General features: G+C 43.6%; 10 protein-coding genes. 1 reads left to right on the top strand and 9 read right to left on the bottom strand.

Annotated elements, in window-relative coordinates; translation table 11 throughout:
• Window positions 1-69 precede the first annotated feature (69 nt).
• Window positions 70-768, top strand: a complete 699-nt coding sequence (locus IEY42_RS06335) for a tRNA (adenine(22)-N(1))-methyltransferase (RefSeq protein ID WP_188924465.1) — start codon at window positions 70-72, stop codon at window positions 766-768.
• A gap of 629 nt (window positions 769-1,397) precedes the next feature.
• On the opposite strand, the gene purF is transcribed toward IEY42_RS06335, so the two are convergent.
• The 9 genes from purF to fabB all read right to left on the bottom strand — a co-directional run bounded on the left by purF (window position 1,398) and on the right by fabB (window position 16,795).
• Entirely contained in the window at window positions 1,398-2,912 is a 1,515-nt protein-coding gene (gene purF / locus IEY42_RS06330) for an amidophosphoribosyltransferase (RefSeq protein WP_188924464.1), read from the bottom strand.
• A 41-nt stretch (window positions 2,913-2,953) separates the two neighbouring features.
• Window positions 2,954-3,442 carry a CvpA family protein gene (locus tag IEY42_RS06325; RefSeq protein WP_188924463.1) on the bottom strand — a complete coding sequence of 163 codons (489 nt, stop codon included), beginning with the start codon at window positions 3,440-3,442 and terminating at the stop codon, window positions 2,954-2,956.
• Between the two features lie 152 nt (window positions 3,443-3,594).
• The gene (locus IEY42_RS06320) at window positions 3,595-4,227 is read right to left on the bottom strand and encodes an SPOR domain-containing protein (protein WP_188924462.1); all 633 of its coding nucleotides are present in this window, start codon (window positions 4,225-4,227) and stop codon (window positions 3,595-3,597) included.
• 21 nt (window positions 4,228-4,248) lie between these two features.
• Window positions 4,249-5,529: a bifunctional tetrahydrofolate synthase/dihydrofolate synthase gene (folC, locus tag IEY42_RS06315; RefSeq protein ID WP_188924461.1), complete on the bottom strand. Its 1,281-nt coding sequence runs from the start codon at window positions 5,527-5,529 to the stop codon at window positions 4,249-4,251.
• A 234-nt stretch (window positions 5,530-5,763) separates the two neighbouring features.
• On the bottom strand, window positions 5,764-6,549 hold the full coding sequence (gene truA, locus IEY42_RS06310; RefSeq protein WP_188921114.1) for a tRNA pseudouridine(38-40) synthase TruA: 786 nt from the start codon (window positions 6,547-6,549) through the stop codon (window positions 5,764-5,766).
• A gap of 1,364 nt (window positions 6,550-7,913) precedes the next feature.
• The gene (locus IEY42_RS06305) at window positions 7,914-11,786 is read right to left on the bottom strand and encodes a FimV/HubP family polar landmark protein (RefSeq protein WP_188924460.1); all 3,873 of its coding nucleotides are present in this window, start codon (window positions 11,784-11,786) and stop codon (window positions 7,914-7,916) included.
• Window positions 11,787-12,130: 344 nt separating this feature from the next.
• On the bottom strand, window positions 12,131-13,147 hold the full coding sequence (locus tag IEY42_RS06300; RefSeq protein WP_188924459.1) for an aspartate-semialdehyde dehydrogenase: 1,017 nt from the start codon (window positions 13,145-13,147) through the stop codon (window positions 12,131-12,133).
• Window positions 13,148-13,325: 178 nt separating this feature from the next.
• Window positions 13,326-14,453: a 4-phosphoerythronate dehydrogenase gene (locus IEY42_RS06295; RefSeq protein ID WP_188924458.1), complete on the bottom strand. Its 1,128-nt coding sequence runs from the start codon at window positions 14,451-14,453 to the stop codon at window positions 13,326-13,328.
• Window positions 14,454-15,580: 1,127 nt separating this feature from the next.
• Entirely contained in the window at window positions 15,581-16,795 is a 1,215-nt protein-coding gene (gene fabB / locus IEY42_RS06290; protein ID WP_188924457.1) for a beta-ketoacyl-ACP synthase I, read from the bottom strand.
• Window positions 16,796-16,847: the final 52 nt, after the last annotated feature.

Below are 16,847 nucleotides of genomic sequence, written 5' to 3'. Positions count from 1 at the left end.
ATGCGCCTCAAACTGAACAATCTGAGTGACTCTGATTGGTCACATAATTAATGGAATTGGTATAACTCAATGAAACTTGGTCAACGCTTAACTCAACTTAATGACATGATCCCAACAGGCTATACGCACATTTGGGATTGTTGCTGCGACCATGGTTTATTAGGTGCGGCGTTATTATCAAGGCAGGCGGCACCGACGATACATTTTGTCGATATTGTGCCAAATTTGATGCAACAGCTTGAACATAAGCTCGAACGCTTTTACCCACTGCAAAATCCTCCACAGTGGCAAGTCCATTGTATGGATGTTGCCCAAATTCCTTTGTCAGATTACCCAGAAACACCATTGGTTATTATCGCCGGGGTGGGTGGCGATTTGATGATCGAGCTTATTAATTCTATTTGCCAAAAAAAACCTCAACTGCAAATTGATTTTATGCTCTGTCCTGTACATCACCAGTACGAATTACGTCAAAAATTGATTGAACTTGATTGCCGTTTAATTGATGAAACCTTGCTTGAAGAAAATCGTCGTTTTTATGAAATATTGTATGTATCTCACCACAGTAAAGCATCGTCACATGACAATGATCCTAGCCCCCTTATTAGCCCTGTGGGCAATAAACTGTGGCAAGTCAATTCAGAGCAACAGCTTGATATTGCACAGCGCTATTTAGACAAAGTGCTCAGGCATTATCAAAAGATAAGTTTGTCAAATCCGCAAAAAGCTGCACAAGCGCTACAAGATTATCGAATGGTTCGCTTTTAGAAATCAGAAGAGTCCCGTTTATTGAGGGCTTGTAAAAGCGTAGAGCAAACACCTGGATCCCGGCTCAAAAACATTGCCGGGACGACGGAGTAGGAAGCATTGCGGAGCGACGTATTTTTATGCCGTCATCCCTGAGATCTTAGATCCCGGATTTATAAGCGTTACCGGGACGATCCAGGTGTTGCTGTTGCCCTTAATGCTTCATCAGTTCTTAAACGCAAAAAAGCAACATCTGGACCCCGGCTCAACAACATTGCCGGGGCAACGGAGTAGGAAGCATTGCAGGGAAGACGTAGAAAAAGCAACACCTGGACGCCGGCTCAAAAACATTGCCGGGACGACAGAGTAGGAAGCATTGCGGGGAAGACGTAGAAAAAGCAACACCTGGACCCCAGCTCAACAACATTGCCAGGGCGACGGAGTAGGAAGCATTGCGGGGCGACATATTTTTTATGCCGTTATCCCTGAGATCTTAGATCCCGGGTTTATAAGCGTTACCGGGACGATCCAGGTGTTGATTTAGGTTTTAGGTTTTAGGTTTTAGGTTTTAGCATTTAAGCTATTTTAAACCCATAAAAAAACCAGCATGTTTATGCTGGTTTTTAAGTCGAAGCAATAACGCGGTTAACTTATGGATGACACTCGTTGTGCATTTCTAAGTTGGTGCCAATATCTTTGCTGCGGTTGGCTTTGGCATCGTCATTACGCAACTGAGTTAAATGGTCTAAGTAAGATTGGTTCACATCGTTGGTAATGTAGTGGCCGTCAAATACTGAGGTTTCAAAGCGCTTAATCTCTGGATTTTCCATTCTTACGGCTTCAACTAAGTCAGTTAAGTCCTGGAAGATAATCCCATCTGCGCCAATGATTTTTGCAATTTCATCTGCATCACGACCATGAGCAATCAACTCATTTGAAGTCGGCATGTCGATGCCATACACGTTCGGGAAGCGAATTTCAGGTGCCGCTGAAGCAAAGTACACTTTCTTAGCACCAGCTTCACGGGCCATTTCGATGATCTGCTCAGACGTGGTACCACGTACTATAGAGTCATCAACTAGCAACACGTTTTTACCTTTAAACTCGGTATTAATTGCATTGAGCTTACGGCGAACTGACTTTTTACGCTCTTGCTGACCTGGCATAATAAAGGTACGGCCAATATAACGGTTTTTTACAAAACCTTGGCGGTACGGTAAGCCCATACCACGGGCAATTTCAAGCGCAATATCACAAGAGGTTTCAGGAATAGGTATAACCACATCAATGTCGTGATCTTCCCATTCTTTTTTGATTTTTTCACCTAACTTGGCACCCATGTTAACGCGGCTTGCGTACACAGATATTTTGTCGATACTTGAATCTGGGCGTGCAAAATACACAAACTCGAAGATACACGGTGCATAACTTGGGTCAACAGCGCATTGACGAGTGAAGAGCTGACCATCAAGTGAGATGTAAATCGCTTCACCTGGGGCAACATCACGCATCACTTCAAAACCTACGGCATCTAACGCCACGCTTTCAGATGCGACCATGTATTCAGTACCGGTTGCCGTTTCGTGCTTACCAAGCACCAATGGACGAATACCAAATGGGTCACGAAACGCAACTAAGCCTTGGCCAATAATCATCGCTGTCACAGCATAAGCACCGCGTGTTTGCGCATGTACTTTAGCTACGGCATCAAATACTTCATCAGCACTTAATGACAAGCTACGTGTTTCTTGTAGTTCATCGGCTAATAAATTAAGTAAGATTTCTGAGTCAGAGGTGGTATTAACATGACGGCGTTTTTTGACCAAGCTTTCAGCTAACTCAAGCGTGTTAGTTAAGTTACCGTTATGCGCTAACGAAATACCAAACGGCGAGTTAACATAAAACGGTTGTGCTTCTGATGCACTAGAACTACCCGCGGTAGGATAACGCACATGGCCAATACCCGCATTGCCTTGTAAACGTTGCATGTGTTTGGGTTCAAACACATCTTTAACCAAGCCATTTGCTTTACGTAAACGAAACGCATTGATGTCTACAGTCACAATGCCTGCTGCGTCCTGTCCACGATGTTGAAGCACAGTCAGTGCATCATAAATGGTTTGGTTAACTGTTGATTTTCCTACTATTCCGACGATACCACACATGGGTAAGGTTCCTCACTGTAAGGTGTTTTATGTTTATAGTTTTAGATTTTGGGTACAAAGCTTGAGGTGTTTTCGAGATAGTTAAAAAACCACTGAATAACCACGCCAAATTCGGGTACAAGTACTGAGTCCTGCCACCAAACGGTGTCTGGGAACGCAGTAAATGCATCCATAAAAAACAGTAATGCGCTTACAATCAAAGCACCACGAATGGCGCCAAAACACAAACCAAGTACACGGTCTGTGCCTGACAAGCCAGTTTTAGACACTAACTGGCCTAATAAATAATTGACTAAAGCCCCTAGGATCAGGGTAACGACAAATAGAATGGTAATCGCGACACCGTTTCTCACTAACTCGTCCTGCATTTGGGTTAAATGCACGGCAAGATCAAGATAAAACTGGCTAGCGATAAAGAAAGCGGCAAACCAAACCACAAGTGACATGGCTTCTTTTGCGAATCCGCGGATCAAACTAATAATAGTTGATAACCCGATAATGATAATAATTGCGTAATCAATCCAAACCATGAAAATGGGGATCCGGTATAGGGTTCAAGACGGCGCGATTCTAACAGAGACAGAGATGTTTCTCACCCCTGATTGCATAAATTATTCATGCGCGATTGCGAACAATCAATTTAATATTTTCAACCACGCACTGAGTCTACCGTCTGAACAGGTTAATGTTCTTGAGGATTGTAGGCGATGATCTTGCCCTTTAATCCGGTTAATTTAAAGATAGGCTCCTGGCGAGCTTTAAGTTTAGCTTCAGACACTTCAGGGCCAACAAATACCCGAGTCAATTTTCCGTCAACCGGTTTAACAGGCAAGGTATAAGCAGTAAAACCTGCTTTGCGCAGCTGTGTCACAAGCGTACTGACATTGGCCGCGTTATTAAAACCACCTAGCTGTAACGTGTAACCTGCGGTTATCGCGGCTTTGGCTGGTGTTTTGGTTTGCGCCACTACGGCTGCCGGTTTGGGTTTAACGGGTGTTGTTGCTTGTGGTTTTGGGTCAACTTTTTGAACCACCTCTGTAGGCTTATCGTCACCCAGCTCAACCACATCACTGCCAAGGTCTTGCGGCTCCGCGATAGTTAACACCTGAAACTCTTCAATGGTGTCTGCAGTTTGCTCTGCCTGTTCACTACCATTTGAATTGTGGGTGTTTTTGGCTAAAGGTCGTAATGGTATTTCAGTAAATTCTTCTACAACCTGAGTCTTTTTACCATCTAATAGGTCAGGTAAAAAAATCACCCCTAAGGCCACAAGCACGATGGTTCCGACCAAACGATTTTGAAATTGACGATTCAAAGCGAATTCCCTTTTAAAAAATTAACCTATGTATGATTTAACGCCCGCAACAGTATAAAAAGAACCGAACACAATAACCACATCGTCTTCGTTTATGTCTTTTTGTACGCCGTGCCACGCGCTGCTCATATCTTGATATAGTTGTGCGTTTTGTTGGCTCGCCTGTGGCAATGCATCATATAATAATTGCGCCGATGCCCCGCGAGGATTATCTAAACTCACTAGATTCCACTGGCTAATGTGCGGTGCAAGTGTTTCGATTACCGCTTTGATATCTTTATCCTTTAACATGCCACACACGGCCACAACCCGTTTGCCTTGATAGACTTGTAACTGGTTAGCTAAATAGCGTGCAGCATGTGGGTTATGAGCAACGTCCAGTAAAACTATTGGCTGCTGATTCACTTGCTCTAGGCGCCCTGCGAGTTTGGCGTTGACTAAACCATCGGCAATTTGTTGCTCAGTGATCTGCGGCCATACTTGGCAGATTAACGCTACCACACTCGCAGCATTAGGTAAGGGTAAGCTGGGCACAGGTAAACCAGAATAGTTGCTTTGCGCTGATGTAAAATCCCACCGTGCAGAATCACTATCAGACACTTGATAGTTAAACTCATAACCCACGCGATACAAGCGAGTATGCATATACTCGGCATAATCTTTAACCGACTTAGGTAAGTCAGGTTCGCCCACTACGGCAAGACAATGTTGCCTAAATACCCCGGCTTTTTCACGGCCAACCAATTCACGACTGTCTCCAAGATACTCTTGATGGTCAAGATCTATTGAGGTCAAGATCACTGCCGTTGAATCAATAATATTGGTGGCATCTAAGCGCCCACCTAAACCCACTTCAAGAATAGCCACATCTACGTTTGCAGCTTTAAACAAATACAAACCTGCGAGTGTTGCGTATTCAAAAAAGGTCAGTGAAATATCATCACGCGCCGCTTCAATCGCACAAAATGCTTCGATTAGCGCTGCGTCACTGGCATCTTGTTGGTTAATTCGCACCCGTTCGTTATAGCGTAATAAATGCGGCGAGCTATATACCCCAACAGACAGACCAGACTGACGCAAAATAGACTCTAACATCGCACAGCTTGTGCCTTTACCATTAGTACCGGCAACGGTAATCACTTTACTTGGGGCTAACGATAATAAATTTAACCGCTTAGCGACCTTTTCAACCCGGGTTAATCCCATGTCGATTTCGCTTGGGTGTATAGCCAGTAAATAATCTAGCCATTGTGCTAGGCTAGCATCTTGCTCTGGGACATTGACTTCATTGATGGTCGACATATATAAATACCATTTAAACTCTACTGACGCGTTACCTGTTTAACCTTAACTCAGGTTAAGAAAAGGGGTAAATAAGCCAAATAACAACATTGGGCTTATTTTAACTCAATGGATCAATTACATTGCGAGTCTGATTCACCACAAGGGTAATTGATTTTTATTGCCGATATTGTGTCATAGTTTGTATCACAAAAGCAGGTTAGTTATACGTTAATTAAGCTAATGAACAATGGCTTAATCCAACATAAATAACGGCCCAAGTGCCAGTTTAGGCAGTTGATATTGCTCTGGGTACGTCACATCGACTAAATATAAACCGTTGGGCTTTGCCGTTGCTGCAGCTTGATTGCGATCTTTAAGTGCCAGTAACTCAGTTATCCACTCAATCGGTTTATTGCCAAGGCCAACTTCAAGCAACGAGCCCACAATGTTCCGGACCATATGATGTAAGAATGCATTAGCTTGAATATCAACCATTACATACATCCCCTGGCGGGTAACCGTGACTTTATGTACGTTACGAAATGGTGTATTGGATTGGCACTGAATGGCACGAAAACTGGTAAAGTCGTTTTCACCTAACAATAATTGTGCAGCCTGGTGCATTAAGGTTTCATCAATATCACCATGATAATGGCTTACACCTGAGCGTAATATCCCAGGGCGTAATTGATGATTGTAAATCACATAGCGATAACGGCGAGCAGTGGCGCTAAAGCGCGCATGAAAACTGTCGTCGACTTCTTTAGCCCAGCGCACGGCAATGGTGTCGGGCAAATTAGCATTAATGCCCAATGTCCATGCGGTTAATGGACGCTTCGCTGTGGTGTCAAAATGAACCACCTGGCCTGTGCCATGGACCCCAGAATCGGTTCTGCCGGCACAAAAGACTTCTATCGATTCATTTGCCACATAGGATAAAGCTTTTTCAAGCTGAGCTTGCACTGAAACGACATCGGCCTGGCGCTGCCATCCGAAAAAACCACTACCATCATATTCAATACCTAACGCAACTCGCATTTCAATTTCCTCAACTCATTAATGCCGCGAAGTTTATACCAATTTGAGACATTATGTAATTGCATATAGGCACTCTTGTTGACGCTAATGAATAGAGGAGTCAATGACATGAGAGCCCCTACTTTCAAACTTATCCTCAATCAACCTGAATATTCTTGATTACTGCAATAATTCATACACATTTAAGCAAGCGATGACGGTATAGCGAAACACCTGGATCCTCAATTAAAGCACTCGAGGATGACGGCATAGAACAACATAAAACACCGTCAATTACTCCGTCATTTGCTGGTTCGCACACAGATGACGTCAACTACCACGTCGTTCCGGCAGTGCTCTTGAGCCGGAATCCAGGTGTACAGTCCGTCGTTCCGGCAACGCTGTTAAGCCGGAATCCAGGTGTTGGCTTTAAAGCCCTTAAGCAAAATCACAAGAAACACCTGGATCCCTGATAACAGATCTCAGGGATGACAGATTAGAGCAATACCTGGATCCTCAATTAAGGCACTCGAGGATGACGGCATAGAACAACATAAAACACCGTCAACTACCACGTCGTTCCGGCAACGCTCTTGAGCCGGAATCCAGGTGTTGGCTTTTACTCTTTTACGTAAGGTCAAAAGAAACACCTGGATCCCTCATAACAGATCTCAGGGATGACAGATTAAAGCAACACCTGGTTCCTCAATTAAAGCACTCGAGGATGACGGCATAGAGAAACACCTGGATCCTCGATTAAGGCTCTCGAGGATGACGGCATAGAGCAACATCAAACACCGTCCACTACTCCGTCATTTGCTGGTTCGTACACAGATGACGCCTACTACCACGTCGTTCCGGCAACGCTGTTGAGCCGGAATCCAGGTGTTGGCTTTTACTCTGTTACGTAAGGTCAAAAGAAACACCAGGCCCCTCGATTAAGGCACTCGAGGATGACGACATAGAGCAACACCAAACACCGTCAATTACTCCATCATTTGCTGGTTCGTACACAGATGACGTCAACTACCACGTCGTTCCGGCAATGCTTTTAAGCCGGAATCCAGGTGTTGGCTTTTACTCTGTTACGTAAGGTCAAAAGAAACACCTGGATCCCTGATAACAGATCTCAGGGATGACAGATTAAAGCAACACCTGGTTTCTCAATTAAAGCACTCGAGGATGACGGCATAGAGCAACACCTGGCCCTCAATTAAAGCACTCGAGGATGACGGCATAGAACAACACCTGGATCGTCCCGGTAACGCTTATACCCCCCGGGATCTAAGATTTCAGGGATAACGTAAGTTGCTATTTTTTGCGGTTGAAAAAAACGGCGCAGATATCTGCGCCGTTTAATCAATTGAACCTCAACACGTTATTGGTTAACGAAAACCTTTAAGTAAGTTTGCCGCTTCTGCCTTTTGGCGATCATTACCATCAATTTGCACTTCTTTTAACAAGGCTTTGGCGCTGTCTTGATCTTCAATTTCGATGTAGGCACGGGCTAAATCTAATTTAGCATTAACTGAGTTTTCTTCGTCATCGACATCAACCATATCCGCGTTGCCAATTAACGAGTTAACTTCACCGACATCAACATCTACGTCTTTATACTGATCGGTTTTATCTATGTCTTCATCGGCATCATTGAGCAGTTTATCAATATCGATATAGCCGTTTTCACGCTCAAAACTCATTAAGTCGTCATCGCTGACATTATATTGAGCTGACTTACTGCGTTCATTTTCGTCTAACGCGGCAAGTGCTTCGTCGACCGTGAGGTTGTCATCATTGAGAAGATAATCATCTTCAGAAGTGAAGTTATCGCTGTCATCTTCTGTTAACGACTGTGAAAATGCCGCTAATAAATCATCATCACTAACAGTAGGTTGTGACTCTTGCTCATCCACGGCAGTTTCAGCAGCCTTAAGTAAATCACTTTCCCAATCAAGCATTGCAGGTTTAGGTTTATTGGCTTTTAAATCATTAAAGAAACCAGAGTCCCTATTAGCTTTCGCCCCAGTGTTTTGAGAAGAACCATCAGCTTCTTGTGCATCATCATCTAACGACAGGCTGACATCGTCATCACCCATTGAAGCCAGTAATGCATTTAGCTCATCTTCTGCATCTTCGTCACTGATGTCTTCCACTAAAGGCGTATCTATGTCTTCATCTTCTAGACTAAATTCAAGTTCATCATCTGATGATTCGGTCTCATCACTCACACCAGTATCATCAGTTTTAGCATCGATCTCTTCAGCTGACTCAGTCTCACTGCTTTCAGCCAACAACGCATCTAAATCAGGGTCAAAAAAGGTGTTGTCATGCTCAGCTTCAGCATCAACTTGATTACGCGAGTTGTCTAAATCATTTAAGTATTCATCAAGCTCATTAAATAAGTCCTGGTCGTCAACGTCACTTGAATCATCTACTTCATATGTGTCAGTGGTTTGTGTTTCGTCTTGATCATCAAGATTTAATGTTGGCGTGATTTCGGGCTCATCTATACTGGCAAGCAACGCATCAATATCTTCATCACTGCTGTCGGCCACATCGGCAGATATTGCCACATCATCGTCGCTGTCGTCTAACTCATCAGCAATTTGTGCGGCAATATCATCTTCGTCATCGTCTTGTTCAAAGCCTGCGAGTAAGGCATCAATATCATCATCGTCAGAAGCGAGTGTTTCAGTTTCATCAGACTCATCGGCTAATTCAGCTGCAATTTGTTCAGATAAATCTTCACCTTTATCATCTGCTGGATCCTCTTCCGCAGCGCTTATATCGGCTACACTAGATTCAATAACAGGCTCATTTAAACTTGCCAATAACGCATCGATGTCCTGGTCATCAGCCTCTGTGCTTTCTTCAATATCATCTTCATCTTGCAGCTCTGCCGCAATTAACGCCGCAATATCGTCTTGCTCAGTGACAGTTTCGCTATTTAACGCTTGTGCAGCTTCTTCATCTGGACTTACTTCTAATTCTGCGAGTAATGCATTGATATCATCATCACTGACTTCGTCATCGCTATCATCAATTTCAAGCTCTGCAAGTAGCTCATCACGATCAGATGCCTCTGCCATGCCGTCAGCGTCTAGTGAGGTTTCGCTTTGAGGCTCGGTCTCGGTTTCTGCTGAGATATCAAATTCAGATAACAGTGAATCAATGTCGTCATCGGCTGCAACATTTGAATCATCCGCTGATTCTTCATTTAAGTCTTCGCTAGATTCTGATTCATCATCAGCTTCTTGGACTTGCTCTGTCTCAGTTTCTGCAGGCATATCAAATTCAGCTAACAGCGAGTCAATGTCGTCATCGGCTGCAACATTTGAATCATCCGCTGATTCTTCATTTAAGTCTTCGCTAGATTCTGATTCATCATCAGCTTCTTGGACTTGCTCTGTCTCAGTTTCTGCAGGCATATCAAATTCAGCTAACAGCGAATCAATGTCGTCATCGGCTGCAACATTTGAATCATCCGCTGATTCTTCATTTAAGTCTTCGCTAGATTCTGATTCATCATCAACTTCTTGGACTTGCTCTGTCTCAGTTTCTGCTGGCATATCGAATTCAGCTAACAGCGAGTCAATGTCGTCATCGTTTGATAGTGACTCATCAACAGCCTGAGGTTCAGCATCTTCTGCAAGGTCTTCTGTTTCTGCTGGCATATCAAATTCTGCTAACAAAGAGTCAATGTCGTCATCGTTTGATAGTGACTCATCAACAGCCCGAGGTTGCTCATCTACTGCAAGCTCTTCTGTTTCTGCTGGCATATCAAATTCTGCTAACAAAGAGTCAATGTCGTCATCGTTTGATAGTGACTCATCAACAGCCTCAGGTTGCTCATCTACTGCAGGCTCTTCGGTTTCTGGCGGCATATCGAATTCGGCTAACAGTGAATCAATGTCGTTTTCTGCAGAATCATCTAATTCATCATTATTATTTGTACTGCCATCATCAAGATCAGCTAATAGGCTGTCTAAATCATCATCGTCATCGAGCGGCTCCAGTTCAGAGTCTTGCTCTTCCATGGCTTCGGCCCATAAATCATCTAACGACGAACCTTCATCATCGTCGGTGTCTTCACCCACGAACATTTCAGACGCCATGTCCATTTCACTGCCGTCCGCCATTGAGGCTTCAGGTTGTAATTCAGCACTGTCTAAATTTAATAAATCGTCAATGGACTCATCGTCATCAGAATCTAAATGGATCACAACATCATCAGCGTTGTCTTCCTCGTCTAGCGCAGTGCTTGCTTGTTTAGCTACAGTTTCAGTTTTTTCGTTTGTTTCAATTTCATTTTCGGTCTGTTTTGCGGCTTTTTTACGACGTGTTAATAACCAAAAAATAAGCCCAAACAGTAATAATAGCGGCACCGAAGCGGCCACAATTAGCATCATGGTGTTGTCTGTTAAGCTGCGCCAAAAATCTGCGGGTTCTTCTACTACAGGTTCTTTATTATCAACTTGTTGTAATAGTTTTTCGTAAGCGATTGTTAATTTATCGTGTTTCTCACTTAGCAGTTGTAAATCTTCTTCAAGCGATGAAATATTTAACGACATCTGCTCAATTTTATTTTTAAGCACTTGATTATCATTATTACTGACCATTAATTCGTCTTGCGCGCGGGCAAGCTCGTCAGTGAGCATCAAGGTTTTAGCATTAGCTTTGTCTAGCACGCTATTGAGATCGTTAACTTTTGCAGCATTGGCTTGTTTTAATGCTTGAGTTTGCACTTCAACGGCGGGTGTTTTTTGCACAATTTGCAACGGTTTATCTGCATTCGGCTTTTTAACGACTTCAACGATTGAAGAAGGTTTAGTGGCAACGGGCTGTGGGGTAACTGGAGCTGGGCGGCTCACTTGGCGGTCATCTTGTTCTGCGCGACGACGCGCAACACTGTCTGGAATGGCAGCCATCACATCAGCAGACGGGATTAATAAAATCATCCCTCGTTCAAGCGTGTTGTAGTTATTGCCACTGAACGCATGCGGGTTGGCGTCGAATAATGCCGCCATGACCTGGTAAACACTCACGCGATCATTGGGTCTGACTTTTTGGGCAATACTCCAAAAGGTGTCTCTTGACGTTGTTGGACCATACTGGCGCTTAGCTTGTTGCTTAACCTCGCCATTTGGACCAGTGATGTTCAATGTTTCAGCATGTGCAGAATCAATCAACTGTAAACTGGTGAAACCAACGGTCGTACAGGCAATTAAACCCAGAATATAAGAAGTACGCAAAGTCATCCAATCCTTCCCTTTAAGCGCAATTGAGTTGCCATCTTGGCAACAGGCTGTAGGCAATTTTTATCATTAATATTTATACCCAATCAACCTGAAGATGCTCTGAAACACGTCGCTTCAAGTTGATTGGGTATATGTCATCACTATATCAAATCACATCGGTTTTAAGCTAACTTTTGCACTTAAAAAAGCAGTATAGATGTTAAAAATGATACATTTACGACTATAAACTAGTTGCGCCAGCCCTGCTACTACTGGCGTAAGCAAAACAAAAAAAGCCTGCTGGCTGCAGGCTTTTTAAACTAAATCACTTATTGATTAATGAATTAACCTTGAGCAACGCTCAATTAATAGTAATCTCTAATCAAAATTTCAGCGATTTGCACACTGTTTAATGCCGCACCCTTACGAATGTTATCGGCAGTAACCCATAAATTTATACCGTGCGAATGAGAAATATCTTTACGGATACGACCTACATACACTGGGTCATTACCCGCAGCTTCAGTCACAACAGTTGGGTATTCGTCATCGCTTTCAAATAACTCAACACCTGGGGCATTGTGTAATACTGCTTTAACATCTTCTGCATCAACAGGTTGAAGTGTTTCAATATGAATCGCTTCAGAGTGACCATAAAACACAGGGACACGTACTGCAGTTGGGTTAACAACGATTTCGTCATCACCAAAAATCTTCTGCGTTTCCCACACCATTTTCATTTCTTCTTTGGTGTAGCCATTTTCCATAAACACATCAATTTGCGGTAATACGTTAAACGCAATTTGTTTTGGATAAACAGAAGGTTCAGCAGGTAAACCTTGGAGTAATTTAGCGCATTGACCCGCTAATTCTTCAATGGCTTTTTTACCGGTACCCGACACTGACTGATATGTCGCAACGTTAATGCGCGAAATACCAAACGCATCATAAATTGGCTTTAGTGCAACCAGCATCTGAATGGTTGAACAGTTTGGGTTAGCAATGATGTTGCGGTTACGAAAATCTGCAATCGCTTCTGGGTTAACTTCTGGTACCACTAATGGCACGTCGATGTCATAACGATAGTGTGAAGTGTTGTCGATAACCACACAACCCGCATCGCCAGCAATTGGTGCCCATTTAGCAGACACATCGCCACCTGCAGAGAAGAAACCAATTTGAGCTTGGCTCCAGTCAAACGTTTCTACGTCAAGAATTTCTACTTGTTTACCGTGAAAACTGACCGTTTCGCCAGCACTGCGACTGCTCGCTAATGGAAACAACTTAGCAACCGGGAAATTACGCTGCTCGAGGATCTCAATCATAGTTTGACCCACTGCGCCCGATGCACCTAAAACGACTACATTAAATTCCTGAGACATAATTAACGCTCGACTCCTATTATCCTGTTTGAGCAATCAATCTACCCTAATTTCGCTGTGCTTTACTAGGGTTAATGTATTAAAAAAGCCGGCTTTCAAGTGATTTTTTCTCAACTGGGCAAAAAAGCGTACTTTTATCATTACCCTGCCCATTTATCGCTGCGAACAAACACTGTAATTAATTAAAACCTAATGTACGTAACATCAAATGATCTAATGGAATCACTGGCGCTTCGCTCTTAAGTGTAATGGCACTGTACTCACGACGGTAAGTATGGTTTTTACGCATTTGATCAAACCCTGCGGCCGTGGCAAAACAATCTCTAAACTTTCTATCATCATCACGTAAGTCATACACTAAACGTGACAAGGATAATAACTGCCCTTCACTCAGTTCATCTTGACGATAAACCTGGCTAAATTGAAATGGCGGTAGCAAGATGGTTAACGATTTATTCGCCTCCAGGCCTAACACTTCACACAATTTTTGATACAGCATAAAAGTACCACGAGCTTTGCCTTCTAGGCTGTAACCTGCAATATGCGGGGTCGCAAACTCAGCTAAGGCAACTAACTCAGCCATAGGGTTTGGTTCACCTTCCCATACATCGAGCACCAGTTTTACATCGTCGCGTTGTTGCTTAAAGGAAATTAACGCTCGGTTATCTATCACTTCACCACGGCAGCAATTTAACAACCAGGTATTGGGCCGTAGTTGATTTAAACGTGCCTCATCAAATAAATACCAGGTTTTATGCTCACCAACTTTAGTAATTGGCACATGTAAACTAATAATATCGGCCTGAGCGATTAAGCTGTCCAGTGACACAAACTCTCTACTATCGCCTTGCTCTTCTTTAACTGGGTCGCACAGCAATACCTTTAAGCCATATGCCTCTAAGCATTTAGCTGCAGCAGAGCCCGTATTGCCTGCCCCAACAATCCCCACAACTTTGCCTTGTAGGGTGTCACCAAAACGTTGAGCTAACTCTAGCATTGCAATAAATGCATACTCACCCACCGCAGTGGCATTGCACCCTGGCGCATTAGTAAAAGGGATTTTTCGTTCAGCGAGGTAATCTACAGCAACATGGTCAGTACCAATGGTGGCACTACCCACAAATTTAAGCTTTTGTGCATTATCGAGCAATGCCGCATTAACCTTAGTTACCGAGCGCACTAACAACACATCAGCATCACACACCTGTTCAGCGGTTAGATTACGGCCATTAACATATTCTATCTCACCGAGGTCGCCAAACAAGGCATCAACATACGGCATGTTTTCATCAGCAATTATTTTCATCGGGTATCTTATTTGTTAGCGAATTTAACGACTACACATCGCATTTTATGCGCCGTATCTTATACCAAAGCAACCTAAGGGACGAGAAAAAACGTCATGCCTAAACGCTTCGCTTAAAGACTCGAGGGATTAGGTTCTAGGTACTAGGTGTTATTCCACCGCCGTCATCCCTGAGATCTTAGATCCCGGATTTATAAGCGTTACCGGGACGACGGAGTAGTGAGCATTAGTGAAATGACGAAGTTGGACTAGCGTTGATTTAATGCTTTACTTTTTTGCCGTCATCCTCGAGTGCTTTTATTGAGGATCCAGGTGTTGCCCCAAAGCTGTCATCCCTGAGATCTTAGATCCCGGATTTATAAGCGTTACCGGGACGACCTAGGTGTTGCTGTTGACCTTGTGTAAAAGCAAAAAATTAACACCTGGATTCCGGCTAAAAATCGTTGCCGGAACGACGGAGTAGTGAGCATTAGTGAAATGACGAAGTTGGCCTAGCGTTGCTCTAATTCTTTACTTTTTTGCCGTCATCCTCGAGTGCTTTTATTGAGGGTCCAGGTGTTGCCCCAAAGCCGTCATCCCTGAGACCTTAGATCCCGGATTTATAAGCGTTACCGGGACGATCCAGGTGTTGCTGTTGACCTTGTGTAAAAGCAAAAAACCAACACCTGGATTCCGGCTAAAAATCGTTGCCGGAACGACGGAGTAGTGAGCATTAGTGAAATGACGAAGTTGGCCTAGCGTTGCTCTAATGCTTTACTTTTTTGCCGTCATCCTTGAGTGCTTTTATTGAGGATCCAGGTGTTTCTTAGATTCTAGAAGGACGAAGTCCGCTCTCTGGCGAGTTTGCGAGTTCCTAGAACCTAGGGCCTAAAACCCTAAAAGCTAACACCTGGATCCCGGCTTTAAAAACGTTACCGGGATGACAAACTAAACACCTGGATTTCGGCTTAAAAGCATTGCCGGAACGACGAAGAAAAAGCTAATGCTTTACCTCTTCTCTCGTCATCCCTGAGATCTTTTATCAAGGATTCAATTGTTGCTGTTGACCTTGTGTAAAACAAAAAAGCCAGCGTTGTTTCCAATGCTGGCTTTATTAAGGTTTAACAGTCTATGCTGCTAGCACTAGATTATGCTTTGTATTTACGCATCACTAGTGTGGCGTTAGTACCACCAAAACCGAAGCTGTTGCTCATAATGGTGTTAAGTTCTGCCTCGCGCATTTCTTGCACAATTGGCATACCCGCTGCTTTTTCGTCAACAGTGTCGATGTTAATGCTTGGCGCAATAAAGCTGCTTTCCATCATGATCATGCTGTAAATGGCTTCATGCACACCTGCCGCACCTAATGCGTGACCCGTTAAAGACTTGGTCGATGCAATAGCCGGTACGTTGTCACCAAACACTTCACGCAAAGCTTCAAGCTCACGCATGTCACCAACAGGGGTTGATGTGCCATGAGTGTTAATGTAATCAATTGGCGCATCAACATCAGCAAGTGCCATTTGCATACAACGTACAGCGCCTTCGCCAGACGGAGCAACCATGTCATAGCCATCTGAAGATGCACCATAACCAATGATTTCAGCATAAATTTTTGCACCACGTGCCAAAGCATGCTCTAACTCTTCAACAACTACGATACCACCGCCGCCAGAGATAACAAAACCATCACGGTCTGCATCGTAGGTACGTGAGGCTTTTTCTGGTGTGTCGTTATACTTAGTTGATAACGCGCCCATAGCATCAAAGCCCATGGTTAACGTCCAATCAACTTCTTCTGCGCCGCCAGCAAATACCATGTCTTGCTTACCCATTTGAATAAGCTCAACAGCGTGGCCGATACAGTGTGCAGAAGTCGCACAAGCAGAACTAATTGAATAGTTCACACCTTTAATTTTAAATGGAGTGGCTAAACACGCACTCGCAGTACTGGCCATAATACGTGGCACAATATAAGGTCCAACACGTTTAACGCCTTTTTCACGTAACGTATCAGCAGCTTGAACTTGGTTTTTAGACGACGCACCACCCGTACCGGCAACTAGGCCAACACGGAAATTAGAATATTGTTCTTCAGTTAAGTTAGCGTCAGCAATAGCTTCTTGCATCGCAATGTATGCATAAGCGGCAGCATCACCCATAAAGCGAAGTGCTTTACGATCAATGTGGTCAGCTGGGTTAATTTTAATATCACCCCAAACAGTGCTGCGTAACTTCATTTCTTCGAACTGCGCTGAGTGAGTAATACCGCTACGACCCGCTTTAAGCGACTCTGTTACTTCTTGCTTGTTATTACCAATACTTGAAACAACACCCATTCCGGTGATCACAACTCTTTTCATTTTTTTGCTATCCATTTGGTACATGTCGGTACTTAATTGCGGCAATCATAGC

The sequence above is a fragment of the Shewanella algicola genome (assembly GCF_014648035.1).
Classification (GTDB): domain Bacteria; phylum Pseudomonadota; class Gammaproteobacteria; order Enterobacterales; family Shewanellaceae; genus Shewanella; species Shewanella algicola.
The sequence above is the reverse complement of the archived record's forward strand: the minus strand, read 5'-3'. Positions and strand labels throughout refer to the sequence as shown.

Excerpts from the sequence above, each read along its gene's own strand:
- IEY42_RS06335 (WP_188924465.1), top strand. The coding sequence starts at position 70 with ATGAAACTTGGTCAACGCTTAACTCAACTTAATGACATGATCCCAACA.
- purF (WP_188924464.1), bottom strand. The coding sequence starts at position 2,912 with ATGTGTGGTATCGTCGGAATAGTAGGAAAATCAACAGTTAACCAAACC.
- IEY42_RS06325 (WP_188924463.1), bottom strand. The coding sequence starts at position 3,442 with ATGGTTTGGATTGATTACGCAATTATTATCATTATCGGGTTATCAACT.
- folC (WP_188924461.1), bottom strand. The coding sequence starts at position 5,529 with ATGTCGACCATCAATGAAGTCAATGTCCCAGAGCAAGATGCTAGCCTA.
- truA (WP_188921114.1), bottom strand. The coding sequence starts at position 6,549 with ATGCGAGTTGCGTTAGGTATTGAATATGATGGTAGTGGTTTTTTCGGA.
- IEY42_RS06305 (WP_188924460.1), bottom strand. The coding sequence starts at position 11,786 with ATGACTTTGCGTACTTCTTATATTCTGGGTTTAATTGCCTGTACGACC.
- IEY42_RS06300 (WP_188924459.1), bottom strand. The coding sequence starts at position 13,147 with ATGTCTCAGGAATTTAATGTAGTCGTTTTAGGTGCATCGGGCGCAGTG.
- IEY42_RS06295 (WP_188924458.1), bottom strand. The coding sequence starts at position 14,453 with ATGAAAATAATTGCTGATGAAAACATGCCGTATGTTGATGCCTTGTTT.
- fabB (WP_188924457.1), bottom strand. The coding sequence starts at position 16,795 with ATGAAAAGAGTTGTGATCACCGGAATGGGTGTTGTTTCAAGTATTGGT.